The 18,437-nt window shown below is 70.1% G+C and carries 13 protein-coding genes; 10 read left to right on the forward strand and 3 right to left on the reverse strand.

Going from position 1 to position 18,437, the window contains the following annotated elements; all coding sequences use genetic code 11:
- The 4 genes from AC1RM6_RS13530 to AC1RM6_RS13545 form a co-directional block, all read left to right on the forward strand.
- A partial coding sequence (locus AC1RM6_RS13530; RefSeq protein WP_493101991.1) for a beta strand repeat-containing protein occupies positions 1–3,528 on the forward strand: 3,528 nt, incomplete at its 5' end.
- A gap of 14 nt (positions 3,529–3,542) precedes the next feature.
- Positions 3,543–6,731, forward strand: coding sequence for a CHAT domain-containing protein (locus AC1RM6_RS13535; RefSeq protein ID WP_493101993.1), 3,189 nt, complete (start codon positions 3,543–3,545; stop codon positions 6,729–6,731).
- 421 nt (positions 6,732–7,152) lie between these two features.
- Positions 7,153–8,115, forward strand: coding sequence for a CPBP family intramembrane glutamic endopeptidase (locus AC1RM6_RS13540; RefSeq protein WP_493101995.1), 963 nt, complete (start codon positions 7,153–7,155; stop codon positions 8,113–8,115).
- A gap of 144 nt (positions 8,116–8,259) precedes the next feature.
- Positions 8,260–8,487 carry a hypothetical protein gene (locus AC1RM6_RS13545; RefSeq protein ID WP_493101996.1) on the forward strand — a complete coding sequence of 76 codons (228 nt, stop codon included), beginning with the start codon at positions 8,260–8,262 and terminating at the stop codon, positions 8,485–8,487.
- 153 nt (positions 8,488–8,640) lie between these two features.
- Here the strand turns inward: AC1RM6_RS13545 and AC1RM6_RS13550 are convergent, their stop codons facing one another.
- Both AC1RM6_RS13550 and AC1RM6_RS13555 read right to left on the reverse strand, forming a co-directional pair.
- The gene (locus AC1RM6_RS13550; protein WP_493101998.1) at positions 8,641–8,946 is read right to left on the reverse strand and encodes a hypothetical protein; all 306 of its coding nucleotides are present in this window, start codon (positions 8,944–8,946) and stop codon (positions 8,641–8,643) included.
- A gap of 84 nt (positions 8,947–9,030) precedes the next feature.
- Positions 9,031–9,168: a hypothetical protein gene (locus AC1RM6_RS13555; RefSeq protein WP_493102000.1), complete on the reverse strand. Its 138-nt coding sequence runs from the start codon at positions 9,166–9,168 to the stop codon at positions 9,031–9,033.
- Positions 9,169–9,427: 259 nt separating this feature from the next.
- Between AC1RM6_RS13555 and icmH the strand changes: the two genes are divergently transcribed.
- Genes icmH through AC1RM6_RS13580 form a run of 5 tightly spaced genes read left to right on the forward strand, consistent with a single transcriptional unit; the run spans position 9,428 to position 15,122 of the window.
- Positions 9,428–10,297 carry a type IVB secretion system protein IcmH/DotU gene (gene icmH, locus AC1RM6_RS13560; RefSeq protein WP_493102001.1) on the forward strand — a complete coding sequence of 290 codons (870 nt, stop codon included), beginning with the start codon at positions 9,428–9,430 and terminating at the stop codon, positions 10,295–10,297.
- Positions 10,298–10,304: 7 nt separating this feature from the next.
- The gene (gene tssM / locus AC1RM6_RS13565) at positions 10,305–11,756 is read left to right on the forward strand and encodes a type VI secretion system membrane subunit TssM (RefSeq protein WP_493102003.1); all 1,452 of its coding nucleotides are present in this window, start codon (positions 10,305–10,307) and stop codon (positions 11,754–11,756) included.
- Positions 11,741–12,367 (forward strand): type VI secretion system-associated protein TagF, encoded by a 627-nt coding sequence (gene tagF / locus AC1RM6_RS13570; RefSeq protein ID WP_493102005.1) that lies wholly within the window; start codon positions 11,741–11,743, stop codon positions 12,365–12,367. Before tssM ends, tagF begins: the two co-directional genes overlap by 16 nt.
- Positions 12,364–13,125 carry a PP2C family protein-serine/threonine phosphatase gene (locus AC1RM6_RS13575; RefSeq protein ID WP_493102007.1) on the forward strand — a complete coding sequence of 254 codons (762 nt, stop codon included), beginning with the start codon at positions 12,364–12,366 and terminating at the stop codon, positions 13,123–13,125. Before tagF ends, AC1RM6_RS13575 begins: the two co-directional genes overlap by 4 nt.
- Positions 13,122–15,122: a serine/threonine-protein kinase gene (locus tag AC1RM6_RS13580; RefSeq protein ID WP_493102008.1), complete on the forward strand. Its 2,001-nt coding sequence runs from the start codon at positions 13,122–13,124 to the stop codon at positions 15,120–15,122. The genes AC1RM6_RS13575 and AC1RM6_RS13580 overlap by 4 nt, the downstream gene beginning before the upstream one ends.
- A gap of 294 nt (positions 15,123–15,416) precedes the next feature.
- Here the strand turns inward: AC1RM6_RS13580 and AC1RM6_RS13585 are convergent, their stop codons facing one another.
- Complete coding sequence (locus tag AC1RM6_RS13585) at positions 15,417–15,581, reverse strand: hypothetical protein (protein WP_493102010.1); 165 nt, start codon at positions 15,579–15,581, stop codon at positions 15,417–15,419.
- Positions 15,582–15,653: 72 nt separating this feature from the next.
- On the opposite strand from AC1RM6_RS13585, the gene AC1RM6_RS13590 reads away from it, so the two are divergent.
- Positions 15,654–18,332, forward strand: a complete 2,679-nt coding sequence (locus tag AC1RM6_RS13590) for a bifunctional [glutamine synthetase] adenylyltransferase/[glutamine synthetase]-adenylyl-L-tyrosine phosphorylase (protein ID WP_493102012.1) — start codon at positions 15,654–15,656, stop codon at positions 18,330–18,332.
- The last annotated feature ends 105 nt before the right edge of the window (positions 18,333–18,437 follow it).

Raw genomic sequence — 18,437 nt, forward strand, 5'->3', positions numbered from 1 at the left:
GTCGGCGGGACGACGGCGCTGGCGTCGCTGACGACCAATGCCGGCGGCACCACCGCGATCAATGGCGGGCTGGTCACGACCAGCGGCGCGCAGAGCTACAACGATGCCGTGACGCTGGGCGCCGCGACGACCCTGAACGGCAGCGCGGTCGGCTTCGCGACGACGCTCGACGGTGCTTTCGGGCTGACCGTGAACAGCGCCGGCGCGACGGTGTTCGGCGGTGCGGTCGGCGGGACGACGGCGCTGGCGTCGCTGACGACCAATGCCGGCGGCACCACCGCGATCAATGGCGGGCTGGTCACGACCAGCGGCGCGCAGAGCTACAACGACGTCGTGACGCTGGGCGCGGCGACGGCGCTGAACGGCAGCGCGGTCGGCTTTGCCACCACCCTCGACGGCGGTTTCGGGCTGACCGTCAACAGTGCGGGTGCGACGGTGTTCGGCGGCACGGTCGGCGGGACCACGGCGCTGGCGTCGCTGACGACCAACGCCGGGGGCACCGTCGCGGTCGCGAGCAATATCACCACCAGCGGTGCGCAGAATTATGGCGATGCCCTCACCCTGACCGGCAACGCGACCCTTGCCAGTACCGGCAACGCCGCGATCGGCTTCGGCAGCAGCGTCGACGGGGCGTTCGGGCTGACGGTCGTCACCACCGGCACCACCAGCTTCGTCGGGGCGGTCGGCGGCCGCACCGCGCTGGCCTCGCTCGCCACCAATGCCGGCGGCAGCACCCTGATCAATGGCGGGCTGGTCACCACCACCGGTGCGCAGGCTTATGGCGACGCGGTTCGGATCGGTGCGGCGACGACCCTCAATGGCGCCAATATCGGTTTCGCGACGACCCTCGACGGCGGGTTCGCGCTGGCCGTCAACGACAGCGCGGCGACGGTGTTCGGCGGCGCGGTCGGCGGGACGACGGCGCTCGCCTCGCTGACCACCAATGCCGGCGGCAGCACCGCGATCGTTGGCGGATCGGTGACGACGACGGCCACGCAAAGCTATGGCGACGCGGTGACGATCGGCGCGACGACGGTGCTGCGCGGCACCGATATCGGCTTCGCCACCACGCTCGACGGCGCCCAGGCGCTTACCGTCAGCGGCACCGGCCTGACCAGCTTCGGCGGCGCGGTCGGCGGCACAGCGGCGCTGGCCTCGCTCACCCTCGATGCCGGCGGAACCACCAGCATCGGCGGCGGATCGATCCGGACGACCGGCACCCAGAGCTATACCGAGGCGGTGTCCTTCACCGGCGCGACCAGCTTCACCGGCGGCGATATTGGCTTCACCGCGATCGACGGCAATGCCGCGGCGACGCTGACCGGCGGCGCGATCGCCGGCACCAGCCTGCGCGCGACCAGCGCCGCGATCGGCGCGACCGGCGCCGTCACCCTGACGACGCTGACCGCGACCACCGGCGATGCGACCATCGTCGCCGGCGGCGCGGTCGCGCTGGCGGGCAATGTCAGCGTCGCCGGCAATTACAGCGTCACCGGCACGACGATCGCGCTCGGCAACGACGCCGACAGCGAGACCCACAGCGCCGGCGGCCGCGTCGTCGTCAAGGCGACCGGCGGCAACATCGTCGGCGGGGTCGGGCTGACGCTGGTCTCGAACAGCGGCGGCGTCGCCGACACCGGCTTCGCCCGCTCGCTCAACCTCGACGCGACCGGATCGATCCTGTTCGACACCAGCAGCACGATCAATGCCGGCCCGGCGCGCCAGAGCGTGATCGGCATCGGCCTGCGTTCGGGCGGGACCGCGCTCGCGCTCGGCACCGTCTCGGCCGCGGCGATCCGGTCGGTCAACGGCGATTACAGCGCCTATGTCGCGCCGATCGCGACCTCGGGCGAGATCAGCCTCGTCACCCTCACCACCACCGACGCGATCGGGCTGACCACCAACGCCGGCTCGATCCGCGGCAACGGCTTCACCTCGACCGCGGGCGGCATCGCGCTGACCGCGAGCGGCGGGGTGAGCGGGCTCGGCGGCAACCGCACGTCGATATCGGCGGCGGCCGCCGGCCAGGCGGTGACGATCGCCGCCGGCGCCGCGCTGCTCGCCGGCCCGATCACCGCCGGCGGCGCGCTGACCGCCTCGGCGGCGAGCGCCGACATCACCACCGCCACCGCGGGCAGCACGCTGACGCTCGGCACCACCGGCGGGGCGATCACTTTGGTCACCGCGACCGCGGGCGGCGCCGCGACGATCGACGCCGCGACCTCGGCCGACATCGGCACCGCGACCGCGGGCGCCGCGCTGGCGGTCACCACCCGCGGCGGCAATCTGGTGTTCGGCCAGGGCGGCGGCGCGACCACCACCAGCTTCACCGTCGCGCAGAAGGCGTTCCTGGCGGGGGCAGGCACGGTCTATGCCGGCGGCACCAGCCCGACGGCGGCCAATGCGCTGACCCTGACCGCGCGGGACGCCGATCTGAACGGCGCGGTCCGCGCCGGGGCGGTGACGATCGTCAACGGCTCGCCGACCAACGTCCTGCGGCTGGGCGACGGGCTGACCGGCAGCGCCGGCTTCGACCTGACCACGACCGAGATCAACCGCATCACCGCCGCCAGCCTGACCCTGAACGGCCAGGCACGCGATATCGCGATGGGGACGATCCCGCTGGCGGCGACCACGGGGAGCAGCTTCTTCGGGGTGCTCGGCACCGGCCGGATCGACATCACCGGCACGCTGACCGCGACCCCGGCGGGCCGCACCATCCAGCTCGGCGGCAGCAGCGCCAACACCACCGACAAGGCGAGCTTCATCCGCATCGCCGCGACCGTCGACGGCGGCGGCCGGCTCTATGTCGACAATGCCGCGCTCGACCTGCGCGGGGTGCGGATCGCGGTCGGCCAGGACACCGGCTTCATCAGCACGGTTTCGGGGCAGAGCACCGCCGACGTCGTCAGCAACTTCGTCGCCCAGCCCAATTCGACCCTGTACAACTCGCAGGCGCTCGGCGCGGGCGGGCTCTACACCGCGCCCGACCTGGTCCGCACCGCGACCCTGTCGGTCCGCTTCACCGACTATGCGCTGTTCCAGAACACCGGGATCAGCGGCCAGACCACCGGCGTCGTCATCAACAGCGATGCCCGGCCGACCCTGTCGGTGTCGGGCAGCGGCAGCGGCGCCGCCAATGCGGCCGCCCTGTTCGGGACGATCAACGGCCGCGACGGCAATTCGGCGGCGCTGCTCGGCCCCGACGTGATCGCCACCAACGACCTCAACCTCAACAATTCGCGGATCAACGGCTGCCTGGTCGGATCGGGCGGCGGCGGCTGCCTGATCTCGTCGATCGCCACCCCGCAGATCCAGGTGTTCGACCCCAACCAGATCAACCTGTTCCGGTCGGCCGACGATCTGGCGCTGGCGTTCGATCCGGTGGTCGGCGGCAACAATGAATCGCTCTTCTCCGACATCGGCACGATCGAGTTCCTGACCGACGACGAGCCGGAGAAGGGCGAATGCGACCCGAACAAGGGCGGCGGGTGCGCGGCCAAGGACAAGGATGGGGCGAACCGATGACGGGGCAGGGGACAATGAGGCTGCGTTCCGCGCTGGCGGCGTCGCTGGTACCGTTGGTGCTGGCGGCGTGCGCCACCCCGATGCCGCTGCCCGATCGGTTCGCGCTGGGGCGTGACGACAGCGCGAACCGCTGCGCCGCCAACCGCAGCTGGAACGACCCGCAGCTCAGCAGCCAGTTCGACACCGCTTATGTGATCGGCTGCGAGGGCGCCGCCGCCAGCCGCGCGCTGGGCGCGATCTCGGTGGTCCCCGCCAAGGCGCGCAAGCCCGAACCGGCGACCGCCTGCGGCGCGCCGACCAGCGCCGACTGGGCCGGGATCGGGCCGGTCGAGATCCGCCGCTGCACCGACGCAGCACTGTCGGCGCAGGCGGTGGTGGTGCGCTTCGACCATGGAGGCCGGTCGTATCGCGGCGCCTCGATCCCCAGCGTCGCGGGGCCGATGCGCCGCGCGCTGACCGCGCTGGTCGACCGCGCCGCCCCGACCGGGGAGCGCATGACGCTGGCGTTCGGCACCCGCAGCGACGCGATCGCGCCGGCGCCGGTGGTCGAGGGGGCGGTCGCCGGCGACGCGCTGTTCGATCCGGGCATCCCGCTGCGCGAGGGCATCTCGAACAACCGCCAGGGCCTCTATGTCGAAGCATCGCGGGTGCTCAACGACGCACTCAGCCGGATGCCGGCCGCGACCCCGCCGGGGATCCAGATCGAGCTGCTGCTCGAGGCGGCGCTCGCCGATTCCAACATCCGCTATTCGAACGCCGCCGAGGACCATTTCAAGCGCGCCGAGGCCTTGCTCGCGCGCTACAAGGAAGGCGACCAGGCGGCATTCCTCGAGCGCAAGCGGTCGACCTACCGGGCGATGGACGCGCTCAACCGCCGTGCCTGGCGCGCCGCGCTCGCCAATCTCAAGATCACCGACACCGGCAATCCGCTCGAGGATCCGACCCTGCTCGCCGAACTCAACCGGCCGAAGAACAACGACGTGTCGTCGGCGGTGGCGGGGCGCAGCTCGGCGCAGCTGTCCGAGGTGGTGCTCGACGCCCAGCGCAACTGGGCGCAGAGCGTGGCGCTGCTGCAGCAGGGCGACAAGGACAGCATCGATCTCGCCCGGCCGGTGCTCGCCCAGTCGGCGACCCGGATCGGCGGCCTGCTCGCCGATCCCCAGATCGCGCCGCAGGCGATGCTCTATCTGACCGCGCAGGTCGAACGCCAGGCCGGCCGCATCGACGCCCGCCGCGGCGAGATGCTGAGCGGGGCCGAGCGCACCCAGTCCTATGCCTCGGCGGTCGCCAAGTTCGACTGCGCGATCGCCGCGCTGCGCGGGGTCCATCCGAAGAGCGAGGCGCAATGCGCGATCCCGCTGGCGCCGCTGTCGCGCAGCCGGCTGATCGCCGGCGCGGCGCAGGTCAGCGGCCCGATCGTCGCCGAGACCCAGATCGAGCGCGCCAGCCTGCGCGAGGATGCCGGCGAGGATCCCAAGGCGGTGCTCGCCGATTTTCAGCAGAGCATCGAATCGCTGATCGCCTCGGGCCGGATCGGCACCTCGGCGCCGGTCGGGATCGAGGAATATCTCGACCTGCTGATCAAGACCGCCGACAGCGATCCGGCCTCGGCCGACCGCTTCTTCCAGGCGATCCAGTCGATCGGCGAGCCCGGCATCGCCCGCCAGCTCTCGCAGCTCCAGCAGGTGGTGTCGGCCGACGGCGAGACGGCGGCGCAGCTGCGCGAGCGCGCCGAGCTCAACCGCGACATCGCCGGGCTGCGCTACCAGATCGCCGATGCCGCCGCCGATCCGGCGGCGCGCGACGCGCTCGACAAGAGCCGGCTCGAAAAGGAGCGCCAGCTGATCGACGTCGAGCAGAAGCTCGGCAGCAACGACCGGCTGCGCGCGATCGACGACCGCCCGGTGGCGATCGCCGACGTCCAGGCGAAGCTCGGCGCCGAAGAGGTCTATTTCAAGCTGAGCGAGGTGCGCGCGCGCACCTATGGCATCGTCATCGGCAAGAGCGCGGTGAAGATCTACGCCTCGGCGGCGAGCTCGACCGACCTGCAGAACCGCGCGAACGACGTCCGCGGATCGATCCGCTCCGCCTCGGCCTATCGGCCTCCGTTCAAGGTCGTCCAGTCGCTGGCGCTGTTCCGGCTGATCGCCGGACCGGCCGAGGAGATGCTGCTCGGCGCCAAGGCGATCGTCGTCGATCCGGCGGGGCCGCTGGCGATGCTGCCGGCGAGTGTGCTGGTCACCGACCGCGAGAGTGCGATCGGCTATACCAACATGGTCAAGGCGAAGCTGCAGGGCGTGCGCGACCAGGGCCAGCGCGCGGCGGTGGTGAACGACTATAGCAAGGTCGCTTTCCTCGCCGGCCGTGCCAGCCTGTCGATCGCGCTGTCGCCGCGGTCGTTCGTCGACGCGCGCGGCGTGCCGATGTCGACCGCGACCCAGCCGTTCATCGGCTTCGGTCAGCACGCCTTCCCGATCGGTTCGGTCAGCGCCGACCTCAAGGAGCAGATCGGCCTCGGTTGCCCGATCTCGCGCGCCGAGCTCGCGGCGATCTCCGAAGGCAACGCCCCGATCGACGCGCACAAGATCGACGTCGCCGCGCAGGCGCTCGGCGTGCCGAACGCGCCGCGGATGGTCGGCAAGGACTTCACCGACACCGCGGTGATGGCGCGCAATGATCTCGGCACGTTCGAGGTGCTCCACTTCGCGACCCACGGCCTGCCCGAACTCAAGCTCGAATGCGCGACGATCCCGCCGTCGCTGCTGACGACGCTGGGCGAGCCGCATTCGGACGGGTTCCTGAGCTTCAACGAGGTCGCCGCGCTGCGGCTCAACGCCAATCTGGTGGTGCTGTCGGCGTGCGACACCGCCGCCTCGGCCAGCCAGGCCTCGGCGCGGCGCAGCGGGCAGGAGGATAGCGGCCGCTCGCTCGACGGGCTGGTGCGCGCTTTCCTGACCGCGAACGCCCGCGCGGTGCTGGCGACCTACTGGCCGGTGTCGGTCGAGGCCGAATCCGACGAGCTGTTCCGGACCTTCTACACCAAGGGCCGGACCGAGGTGATCGCCGACTCGCTGCGCGACGCCCAGCGCGACCTGATGGAACAGCCGCGCTACTCGCACCCCTATTTCTGGGGCGCCTATTTCGTGGTGGGCGATGCGAGCAAGATGATGCTGTCGAAGCCGGTGGCGGTCGCGGCGAAGTAGACCGTTTTTAGCCCCTCCCTGAAAGGGAGGGGTTGGGGGTGGGTGGCGCAGCCAAGGGCTCGATGCCCTTGGCGTAGCTTTTGCGGAACCTTCGGGAGGCTCGCTTCGCTCGCCACCCACCCCAACCCCTCCCTGAACAGGGAGGGGCTTTTGTTTGTGGTTCTTTTTCTTCGCCGAAACGAAACAATCGGCGCTTTCCCGATTTGACAATCGCGCAGGCCGGCCGATGATGGCGCGGGGTAGGTTGCGTGGGAACGGGCTATGATCTGTCGTCGACCGGCGGTCTTTTCCGATTTGTTAAACGATGCGGTGGCAGAACGATCTGCCGGTCCGCTGTCGACGATCATGATCCGACGCGGGCCCGAAGCCGGCACCGACCCCAGATCAGGGGACGGGCCGGGGATGGAGAGCACCGCGCATCATGGCTGACATCGGACCCGGCGCCCATCGACCCGCCACGACCCCTGCCACGATCGACGACTCGGTCGTCTATCTGCTGCGGCCGGCGGCGCTGGTCGTGTTCGCGACGCTGCTCGCCTGGCTGACGGTCAAGGCCGCCGCGCATCTCGCCGGCGCTTTGCTGCCCGGCCTGCCCGAAATCATGGACAATGCGCCGCTGCTCGACCTGATCTTCAGCATCGGCGTGTTCGGGCCGATCGCGCTCGCCGGACTGGCGGGGGCGATCGCGGTCAGGGGACGGCTCGGATGGGGCGACAGCCGGCGCGCCTGGCTGGCGCTCGGCCTGGCGGTCGGCATCGGCGGGATCGCGATCAACCTGGTCTATGCGTGGATCGGCGACGGGCTGTCGCGCGGCGGCGCGGGGCCGGTCGATCCGCTGTGGTGGATCGTCGGCAGCCTGCTGGTGCTGTTCCAGGCGACCGCCGAGGAAGTCTATTTCCGCGGCTGGCTGCAGCCGGTGCTCGAGCGGCGCTGGGGCAACGCGGTGGCGGTCACCTTGTCGGCGCTCAGCTTCGCGCTCGTCCATCTCGCGGGCGAGCCCAAGCAGTTGCTGACGATCGTCAACATGGCGCTGGGGGGCGTGCTGTTCGGGCTGCTCGCGCTGCGCTCGCGGGGGCTGCTCGCGCCGATCGCCGCGCATTTCGGCTGGAACTGGGCCGAGGGGCTGTTGTTCGGGCTCGACCCCAATCCCGGGGTCGGTGCGTTCGGCGCGGCGTTCGATTTCGACCTGACCGGGTCGCTGTGGTGGGGCGGCAACAGCGAAGGGCTCAACATGAGCATCGGCACCTCGCTGGTGCTGCTGGCGCTGATCCTGCCGCTCGCGGTGTGGATGCCGAAGATCAAGGTGGCGATGCCCCCGGTGCTGCGCCCGCAGGCGCCGCGGATGTCGGTGGAGACGCGGCGCTATCTGCTGGGGGACGAGTAGGGGCGGTTTTGGGCGAGGGGTGGCAAAGTCCGATTCTCCTTGATGCCGGTCCGTCGATCGAGATCGCGGACCAGAGCCAATAGCCGCAATCGATCCGTCGAGTGTCCAGTTGCAAGGGGGATCGAACAAAGCCATCCTGCCTGGATGGCAGTACTGCGGCTTCTCAAGGTCATCATCAAGCATCTCGCTTTGCAGGTCGCCGCGCTTCTCGGCGCGTTGGGCTATGTGCTGTTCGACAACACCTTGTCCGACCCGGTGGCGCGGTTGTTGGCCGGACTGTTTCTTCTGACGTTGTTGGCGCTGCTCGTCCGCCGGTTCGTCGCTGTTGTGACAGACCCTGTCGGCTCGGTCCGATGGCCGTCCAACAACTGATCAAATTCGGCCAAACGCGGTGCCAAATTCCAATTCGGTGACGGTGCGCTATTTGTAGTCTGGCGACCGAAAATGGGCGTGCCAAAAGTGCACTGTCACCGAATTAGGCGCTTCAATTCGGTGACAGTGCACTTTTAGCGCCGTGCGGATATTTCAGCGGGTGAAGATCGTCGTGCCGCTGGCGACATCTTCAATCCGTGCGATCTCGTTGGATAGGAAGAAGTAGATATGCTTGCCATGGCCGGATAGCGGGATGCCGCCGGCTTCGGCGTAGCGATATTGCTCATCGGAGGGCATGAGGAGCGGGCCTGCGACTTGCTCCACGTTCGTCACCAGCATGCGCTCACCGTCCACGGCGACGACACGGGTCGAGTGGCCGTTCCGCGCGACCAGCAAGCCAACGACCTCAACCTCTGAAATCGTCAATGTAGCGCCTTTCCGATCATTCGGCTGTTGCACGGATGATCGCCTCCGTTTCCGACCGAGCCATCCCGGAGACGGCCATTTCGCAAACCACCCACAGCCGACGCCGCGCATCGCGCCCTAAGCCGACAGCCACGCCGCGATCGCGCCGATCGTCAGGATCAGCGCCGAGCCAGCCAGCGCGGTCAGCAGGCGGGGGGCGAGGCGCGGGCGCGTAGGGGGCCGGGGGGCGTCGTCGCGGGTCATGCCGCCGTCCATCGTCGCGTGTCTCCCCGCTCGCCGATCGATGCCGCTCTCACAAGAACGGCACCAAGTAGTTGAAGCGAATATGCATCCCCGAAAGACGATAACTTGTCTTTCGGCAGGCGTGAAGCTGTGCTTAAACAGGGTCCAAGGGCAATCATCTTGGGGGGATGCATATGGCCGTCCGCAGCTTGTGCTGTGACCATGCGCACAGAGCCTGCGCCGGCTTTGGTCCACATCCCCGATTCGAACCACTGGGACAGGCAGCAGGGCAATGAGCGACGAGGCCGACAACGCGAACCCCGATGGTGCGCCGCGCACCATCTTTCGTCCATCGCCGCTGCAGGGGCTGGCCAAGGGCGCCGAGGCCGGCGCCGCCGCGACCGCCGCGGCACGCCCCGCCGGCGGGGCTGCGGCGCTGCGCGTCGACGACGTGCCGCAGCCGGGCACCCCGCAGGTGTTCCGCAACTGGCTGGTGAGCGAGGTCGGGCCGACGCTGGCGCTGCTCGCATCGGTGCGGTCGGGCCGCGCGCGCATCCCGCTGCCCCAGCTCCACCGCCAGGCCAGCAGCGCGGTCGAGGCCTATCAGAAGGCGATCGCGCCGCACTTCCCCGAGGCGGTCTGCGCCAATGCCAAGTTCGGGCTGTGCGCGACGATCGACGACGTCGCCGCGAATCTGCCCGGCGCCGGCAACGACGCCGCCGAATGGGCCAAGCGGTCGATGGTCGCGACCTATTGCGGCGAGCAGACCGACGAGGACCGCTTCTTCAAGGTCTGCGACGACATGATCGCGCGGCCGGAATCGAGCCGCGACATGATCGAACTCTACCATGCCTGCCTGGCGGCGGGCTATGAGGGCAAGTTTCGCGAGCAGCCCGAGGGGCGCGAGGCGATCCAGGACTATATGAAGGGGCTCCACGACGGCCTCGAACATCCGCGCAGCGTCTCGGCGATCCAGCTGGTGCGCCAGTGGAAGGGCCAGAATGCGCCGATGCAGCGGGTCGCGCTGTACAATTATGTCGCGCTGGCGCTGGTGGTCGCGGTCGGGGTGCTGTTCCTGGTCTATGCCGGCCTGTCGGTGCTCTACGCGCCGTCCCTGGCCACCCCGGCCCCCGCGGCCGCCACCCAGCCCCAGAGCAAGTGAGACCGTCATGAACCGTTTCCTGTCCAGCTGGCTCGCGGTGTCGACCCTGCTCGCCGCGCTCACCATCCTGCTGCTGTGCGTCGCGCTGCCGATCTATGTGCCGGCGCTGCAGCCCGTGGCGATCCGCGCCGCGATCTTCGTCGTCGTCGCCGGCGCCTGGGGCGTCAACGCCTATCTGCGATCGAAGCAGGAGAACAGCGCGTCGAGCGCGATCGCCTCGAGCCTCGCCGGGGGCGCCGCCGCCGACGAGGAGGGCAAGCTGCTCGCCGCGCGGATGGCCGCCGCGCTCGCCACGCTGCAGTCGACCGCGGGCGGCAAGGGCGGCAAGACCTATCTCTACAGCCGTCCCTGGTATGTGATCATCGGCCCGCCGGGCGCGGGCAAGACCACCGCGCTGGTCAATTCGGGCCTGAAATTCCCCTTCTCGAACGAGGAGTTCAAGGGCGTCGGCGGTACCCGCAACCTCGATTTCATGTTCTCCGACGAGGCCGTGCTGGTCGACACCGCCGGCCGATACACCAGCCAGGATTCGGACGCGTCGGTCGATGCCCGCGGCTGGGCCGATTTCCTCAAGCTGCTGCGCACCTATCGTCCGAAACAGCCGATCAACGGGGTGATCGTCGCGATCGCGCTCGACGAGCTGATGCGCGGCGACAAGGCGGCGATCGACGCCCATGCCGCCGCGGTCCATCGCCGCCTCGCCGAGGTGCGCCAGGTGCTCGAGATCGCGGTACCGGTCTATGTGCTGGTCACCAAGGCCGACCTGCTCGCCGGCTTCGTCGAATATCATGACGATCTCGACGTCAACGGCCGCCGCGCGGTGCTGGGCCATACTTTGCCGTTCTCGGCCGACAAGCCGCGCGGACAGCGGTTGATCGACGCCTTCGACGAGATGGCGCGCAACATCGACGCGCGCCAGGCCGGGCGGCTGTTCGGCGAGAAGGATTCGCAGCGGCGCGCGCTGGTGCTCGGCTTCCCGGCACAGCTTTCGAGCCTGCGGCCGCGGCTGCTGCGTTTCCTCGAAGGGGTGTTCGTCCAGGGCGACAAGCCGGTCGGCTCGCTGCGCGGCTTCTATATGACCAGCGGCATGCAGGAAGGCGCCCCGCTCGACCGGCTGATGTCGGGAATGGCGCAGGTCTACGATCAGCCGCGGGTCGCGGTGAAAGGATCGGGCCGCGCCTATTTCCTCAACCGGCTGCTCGGCGAGGTGATGTTCAAGGAGGCCGGGCTGGTCCAGACCGATCCCGACACCCGCCGCCGCCAGAAATTGCGGCTGGGGTTGGGCATCGGCGCGATCGCGCTGGCGACGGTGGCGATCGCCGGCTTCATGGTGATGAACTTCGTCAAGGGCGCGGGCACCGCGGCGGCGGAAAGGCCGCCGGTGGTGCGCCAGGCGGCCGCGGTCGTGTCTGCGCCCGCCTGCGCTGCGGTGGAGGGTGCCGGGTGCCGGGCCGGATAGAAGGCCCCTTCGTCTTCGGCAAATTGCCGAGCCATAACGACTTCGTCGTCCGCGGCCTCGGTCTGGCCGATCGCGAGCGCTGGGACGGCTGGCTGTCGGCCGAGCTGACCGCCGCCAAGGCCGAGCGCGGCGACGCCTTCCCCGAGCTTTACGACCGCGCGCCGATCTGGCGCTTCCGCATCGCGCAGGAGGACGGCTGGCTGACCGGGGTGATGGCGCCGTCGGTCGACGGCGCCGGGCGGCGTTTTCCGATCGTCGCCGGCATCGGCGGCGTCGGCGCTGGCGGCGGCGCGGCGGTGGCGGAGGCCTGCGAAGATCGGCTATATGACGGTTTCGCCCATGGCTGGGCCGTCGACGACCTGCATAAGGCGTTGCATATGGTCGATGTCGGGTGCGATGTGGTCGAAACGGGTTCGCGCTGGTGGACCCCGGGAAGCGAGGAGTTCCCCGAAGCGATGCTCGAGGGCGAATTTCCGGAAGGGTTGGTGCGCATCATGATCATGGCGAACGCGACCCCGGGCTGGACGGCCGACATGACGGGCCGTGCGGCGGGCGACGGGCCGGGCCAGGAATCGGGCGGCGCGCCTTCCGAAGGGGGGACGTGGGCATGAGCGCGATGCTGCGGATCGACGACGCCGCCAAGACCGACACCGGCTGCGTGCGCAAGCTCAACGAGGACAGTTTCTGCAGCCATCCCGAGATCGGCTTCTGGGCGATCGCCGACGGCATGGGCGGGCATGAGGGCGGCGAGCGCGCCTCGGCGGCGATCGTCGCCGCGCTCGACCAGGTCCAGCCGGCGCCGTTCGACGCGCTGGTCGAGGATGTCGCCAACGCGATCCACGGCGCCAATGGCGAAATCTATGCCGAGGCCCAGCAGCGCGGGGTTCAGATGGGATCGACCGCGGTCGCGCTGGTGCTGAGCGAAGGCCGGTTCGGCATCTGCTGGGCCGGCGACAGCCGCGCCTATCTGCTGCGCGACGAGTTGCTCCACCAGCTGACGATCGACCATACCCAGGTCCAGGCGATGCTCGATCGCGGGGTGATCACCCCGGCCGAGGCGAAGAATCATCCGATGAAGCATGTCCTGTCGCGCGCGGTCGGGGTGATGCCCGCGCTCGAGATCGACGCCTTCACCGACGAGGCGCTGCCCGGCGACATCTTCCTGCTGTGCAGCGACGGGCTGACCGCGGTCGTCGCCGAGGAGGAGATCGGCGCGATGATGCATGGCGACAGCCCCGAGGAGATCGTCGACATATTGATCGCCAAGTCGATCGAGCGCGGCGCGCCCGACAATGTGACGATCTGCGTCGTCGCCGCCAACGAAACCACCCAGATCGTCTTCGGCAGCGCCGCGGGGGCGCAGGCATGAACGAAGGCGAGAAGGACGACAGCCGGCCGGCCGAGCCCAAGACCCTGTTCGAGCCCGCCGAAAAGACGGTGCCGCCGGTCGGGGGGCAGGGCCAGGGTTCGGCAGCGCCCCAGGGTTCGGCGCCGCCGGCCGAGCCGGTAGCGCCCGCCTCGACCCCGCCGGCCACCCAGGCGCCGCCCCCGCCGGGGGTGCGCATCGCCGGCCGGATCCAGGTCGGCGACGTGCTCAACCATATGTTCCGGGTCGACCGGTTCCTGGCGCGCGGCGGCATGGGTGAGGTGTTCGAGGGCGCCAATGTCCAGTCCGAGGAACGCGTCGCGATCAAGGTGATGCTGCCCGCGCTCGCCGCCGACGAGAATGTCCAGGCGATGTTCCGCAAGGAAGCGCGCACCCTGACCAAGCTCGCCCATCCGGCGCTGGTCCAGTATCGCGTGCTCGCGCAGGAGCCCGCGCTCGGCGTGCTCTACATCGTCACCGAATTCATCGACGGCACCAACCTGTCCGACGTGCTCAAGAAGCTCAAGCCGACCCCGGCCGAGGTGCGCGCGCTTGGCCGCCGGCTCGCCGACGGGCTCAAGGTCGCGCATGGGCTCGGCGCGATCCACCGCGACATCTCGCCCGACAATGTCCTGCTCGAGGGCGGGCGGCTCGATCGCGCGCGGGTGATCGATTTCGGTATCGCCAAGGATCTCGATCCGGGCAGCAAGACGATCGTCGGCGACGGCTTCGCCGGCAAGCTCAACTATGTCGCGCCCGAACAGCTCGGCGATTTCGGCCGCGAAGTCGGCCCGTGGAGCGACGTCTACAGCCTCGGCCTGGTGCTGCTCGCGGTCGCGCTGGGGCGCGAGGTCGACATGGGCGGAACCCCGGTCGACGCGGTCGACAAGCGCCGCAAGGGCCCCGACCTGAGCGGCATCCCCGCCGAGATCCGCGCGGCGATCAAGCCGATGCTGGTCGCCGATCCGGCGCAGCGGCTGCGGTCGATGGACGAGGTGATCGCGGTGCTCGACGGCGCGCTGCCGCCGAGCAGCGGCAATGGCGAGACCATGGTCGACATGGACGCCGACGCGCCGACCCCGTCGAGCGCGAGCGGCTATCGCACCGCCGACACGTTCGCGGCGGTGCCGGTCAATGATTTCCTGTCCGACGCCAAGAAGGCCGGCAGCGAGAAGAAGGCGTCGAAGGCGCCGTTGTTCGCCGGCATCGGCGCGGCGGTGCTGCTGCTCGGCGGGGTCGGCGGCTATCTGGCGCTGTCGGGCAAGTCGGAGACCGAGACCGCATCGACCGCGCCCGCCGTCGTCGGCGGTACTCCGCGCGAGCAGGTCGAATCGGCGCTGCCCGGGATCGCCTGCTCGTGGCTCGACATCAGCAGCGAGGCCGCCGACACGATCGCGATGACCGGGGTCGCCGAGGACCCGGCGAGCGCGCGTTCGGCGATCGCGACCGCGCTGTCGGCATCGGGCGCGGCGGCGCCGGCGGTCGACATCGACCATGTCTGGGCGGCGCCGCGGGCGATCTGCCAGCCGCTCGAGGCGTTCCGCAGCGTGCGCGACGGCGGCGCGCGGCGGATCTTCTCGACCCAGCCCGAATTCGAGCTGCAGCGCACCACCGGCGGGACGATGGCGGTCAACACCCCGATCACCGTCGATATCGGCGGCGGCAATGGCGGGGTGGCGATCTACGGCATCGATCCCAAGGGGATGGTCGAAAAGCTCGCCGACAGCCGCGCCGAATTCCTGGCGCTGGCCAATGATCCGGCGAACCAGATCAAACGGTCGGGCCCCAACAGCTACACCTTCGTGTCGAACACCGATCATGTCGGGCTGTCGGGGATCGTCCTGATCAGCGGGCGCGAGCCGTTCGATCCCAAGCTGCTCGCCGGCACCCCGGCGACGCGCGGCCCCGACTGGGTCGAACGCTTCAAGGCCGCCGCCCAGGCCGGCGGCTGGCGGACGCAGATGGTGTGGTACAGGACCGTCGACAACCAGCCCGGCTGACGGTTGGGCCGGTATTGGGGTCGTGCCGGGCTGCAAATCGCATCGCGTTTCGCTTCCGGTGCTCACGTACTGAAGTACGCTGCGCGCCGGGTCTCACGCGCCGCGATTTTCGCCGCGGCACGACTCCCAATCCCGACCCAACCGCGGCGCATCAGGGCCGGTCGACATTCGGCTCGGGCTGTGCCGAAAATGGTGTTTTTCGAGAACCGGCGCGCAGCGTACTCAATGTACGTGAGCACCTGAAGCGCAGAAAAACGCCGTTTGCAGGCCAGCCCGAGTGAATGTCGACCCGCCCTAGTCGAGCTGGGCGAGGAGGCGGCGCATGTCGTCGGGGAGGGCGGGGGCGGTCTTGCTGAAGACCGAACGCAGGGCATTGCCGACGCCTTCCTGGATCGACGGGGCGGCAATCGGGTGCGCTCCGTTGCTCCGGGGGCTCGACGGGCCGTTCTGGTTGGTCATTTCCATGCGCTTATAACGCGCCGACCCTCCGCAAAGTTGCGCTCTCAGGCGAAATGCCTAAGCGTGGCCGGAATGACCCAGGTCGATAATAACACCGCGATTTCGGACGCGCTGGCGCGGATCGAGGCGCATTCGCCCTTCCTGCGGGTGCTGGCAAGGCAGCGCGGCGACGTCATCGAGCGGCTGCGCGGCGACGGGCTCGATGCGCTGGTCGGAGACAATCTCGCGACGGTCGAGACCGGCGACGCCGCGCGCCAGCTGCGCCGCCAGCGCCAGGCGGTGGCACTCGGCGTGGCGCTCGCCGATCTGGCGGGGATCGCCCCGTTCGAGACCGTCGTCGGCCATTTGTCGCGCTTCGCCGACCATGCGCTCGACAGCGCGATCCGGGTGGCGATCGCCGAGCGCACCCCCGATGCCGATCCGGTCGGCTTTACCGCGCTCGCGCTCGGCAAGCATGGCAGCCAGGAACTCAACTACTCGTCGGACATCGACCCGATCCTGATCTTCGATCCCGAGACGCTACCGCTCAAGGGGCGCGAGGAGCCGGTCGAGGGCGCGGTGCGGATCGCCAAGCGGGTGCTCGAACTGCTCCAGGCGCGCGACGGCGACGGCTATGTGTTCCGGGTCGACCTTCGCCTCAGGCCCTCGCCCGAGGCGACCCCGCTCGCGCTGCCGCTCCCGGCGGCGCTGAGCTATTATGAATCGGCGGCTTTGCCGTGGGAGCGCGCCGCCTTCATCCGCGCGCGGGCGGCGGCGGGCGACGTCGTGCTGGGGCGCGATTTCCTCGACGCGATCCGGCCGTTCGTGTGGCGCCGCGCGCTCGATTTCGGCGCGATCGGCGAGATCCGCGGCATATCGCGGCGGATCCGCGACCATCATGCCCAGGGCCAGGTCTTCGGCCCCGGCTATGACCTCAAGCGCGGGCGCGGCGGCATCCGCGAGATCGAATTCTTCGCGCAGATCCACCAGCTGATCCATGGCGGCCGCGACCCGTCGCTGCGCGCGCCCGCGACCCTCGACGCGCTCGCGGCGCTCGCCGCCGCGGGCCGGGTCGGCGCGGGGGAGGCAGCGATGCTCGGCGATGCCTATCGGCTGTTGCGCACCGCCGAGCACCGGCTGCAGATGGTCGACGACCAGCAGACCCACCGGCTGCCGGCCAGGCCCGAGGATCTCGACAATGTCGCCGCGCTCGACGGCTTGCCCGACGGCGCGGCGCTGCTCGCCCGGCTGCGTGCGCCGGTCGAGGCGGTCGGGCTGACCTATGACGCGCTCGACGGCGATGCGGTGCGCGAACTGCCGCGCGATCCCGACCGGCTCGAGGCCGAGCTGCGCGCGGCGGGTTTCGCCGACCCGGCGGCGGCGCGCCAGCGGATCGACCATATGCGCGAGGGCAAGGCGCGGTCGCTGCGCACGCCGGTCGCCCAGGCCGCGCTCGAGGCGATGCTGCCCGGACTGATCGACGCGTTCGGCAAGGCGCCCGCGCCCGGCGACGCGCTCAACCGCTTCGACGATCTGGTCGCGGGGCTGCCGACCGCGATCAACCTGTTCCGGCTGATCGAGGCGCGGCCCGCGCTCGGCCATATGGTGACCGACGTGCTGAGTCATGCGCCGGCGCTGTCGCAGGCGCTCGCCCGGCGGCCGGCGCTGCTCGACGGACTGATCGACGCGACCGCGCTGACGCTGCCGCCGTCGGTCGAGACGCTCGCGGCCGAGTTCGGCGGCGATATCGGCTATGAGGAACTGCTCGACCATGTCCGCGCGCGGGTCGGCGAGCGGCGCTTCGCGCTCGGAGTCCAGCTGATCGAGGGGGTGTCCGATCCGATCGAGGTCGCCGCGGGCTATGCGCGGGTCGCCGAGGCGGCGGTCGAGGCGGTCGCGCGGGCGACGATCGCCGCGTTCGAGGCGACCCATGGCCGGGTGCCGGGCGGCGAGATCGTCCTGCTCGCGCTCGGGCGGCTGGGGGGCGGGGCACTGACCCATGCCTCCGACCTCGACCTCGTCTATCTGTTCACCGGCGATATCCTGCCCGAATCCGACGGGCGGCGCCCGCTGGGGGCGACGACCTATTTCAACCGGCTGGCGCAGCGTATCTCGGCGGCGCTGTCGGTGCCGACCGCGGCGGGGCCGCTCTACGAGGTCGACACGCGGCTGCGGCCGTCGGGCACGCAGGGGCTGCTGGCGGTGTCGACCGCGAGCTTCGAGCTTTATCAGCGCGAGAGCGCCTGGACCTGGGAGCATATGGCGTTGACCCGCGCGCGGCCGATCTTCGGGTCGGCGGCGGCGCGCGCCGAGGTCGCGGCGATCGTCGCGGCCACCCTCGAACGCCCGCGCGACCGCGAGACGCTGCGCGCCGACGCGGCGAAGATGCGCGGCGACATGGCGCGGCACAAGCCGGCCAAGGGCCCCTATGACGTCAAGCTGATCGGCGGCGGCACCGTCGACGCCGAATTCACCGTCCATGTCCTCCAGCTCGGCCACCATGTCGGTTTCGACCCGCGATTGCGCACCGCGGCGCGGACGCTCGCCGAGGCCGGGCTGCTCGATCCGGGCTTCGCCGAGGCGCATGCGCTGCTGACGCGGATGCTGGTCGCGCTGCGGCTGGTGTCGCCGAGCTCGGACGAACCGCCCGAGCCGTCGCGCCCGATCGTCGCGCGGGCATGCGGACAGGCCGACTGGGCGGGGCTGGTCGCGGCCTATGCGGCGGCGCGCGAGCTGATCGCGGGGGAGTGGGCGCGGGTTTCGGGGGACTGAGACTAGTTCGTCGCCCCGGCCTCCGCCGGATGACGGGAAGAGGATTCATCCGACCTTAAACCCTCCGCGCTATCACGGCCATTCCATGTGTTGCGTAGCGGTGGG

The sequence above is a fragment of the Rhizorhabdus sp. GW822-FHT03C02 genome, from assembly GCF_058801765.1.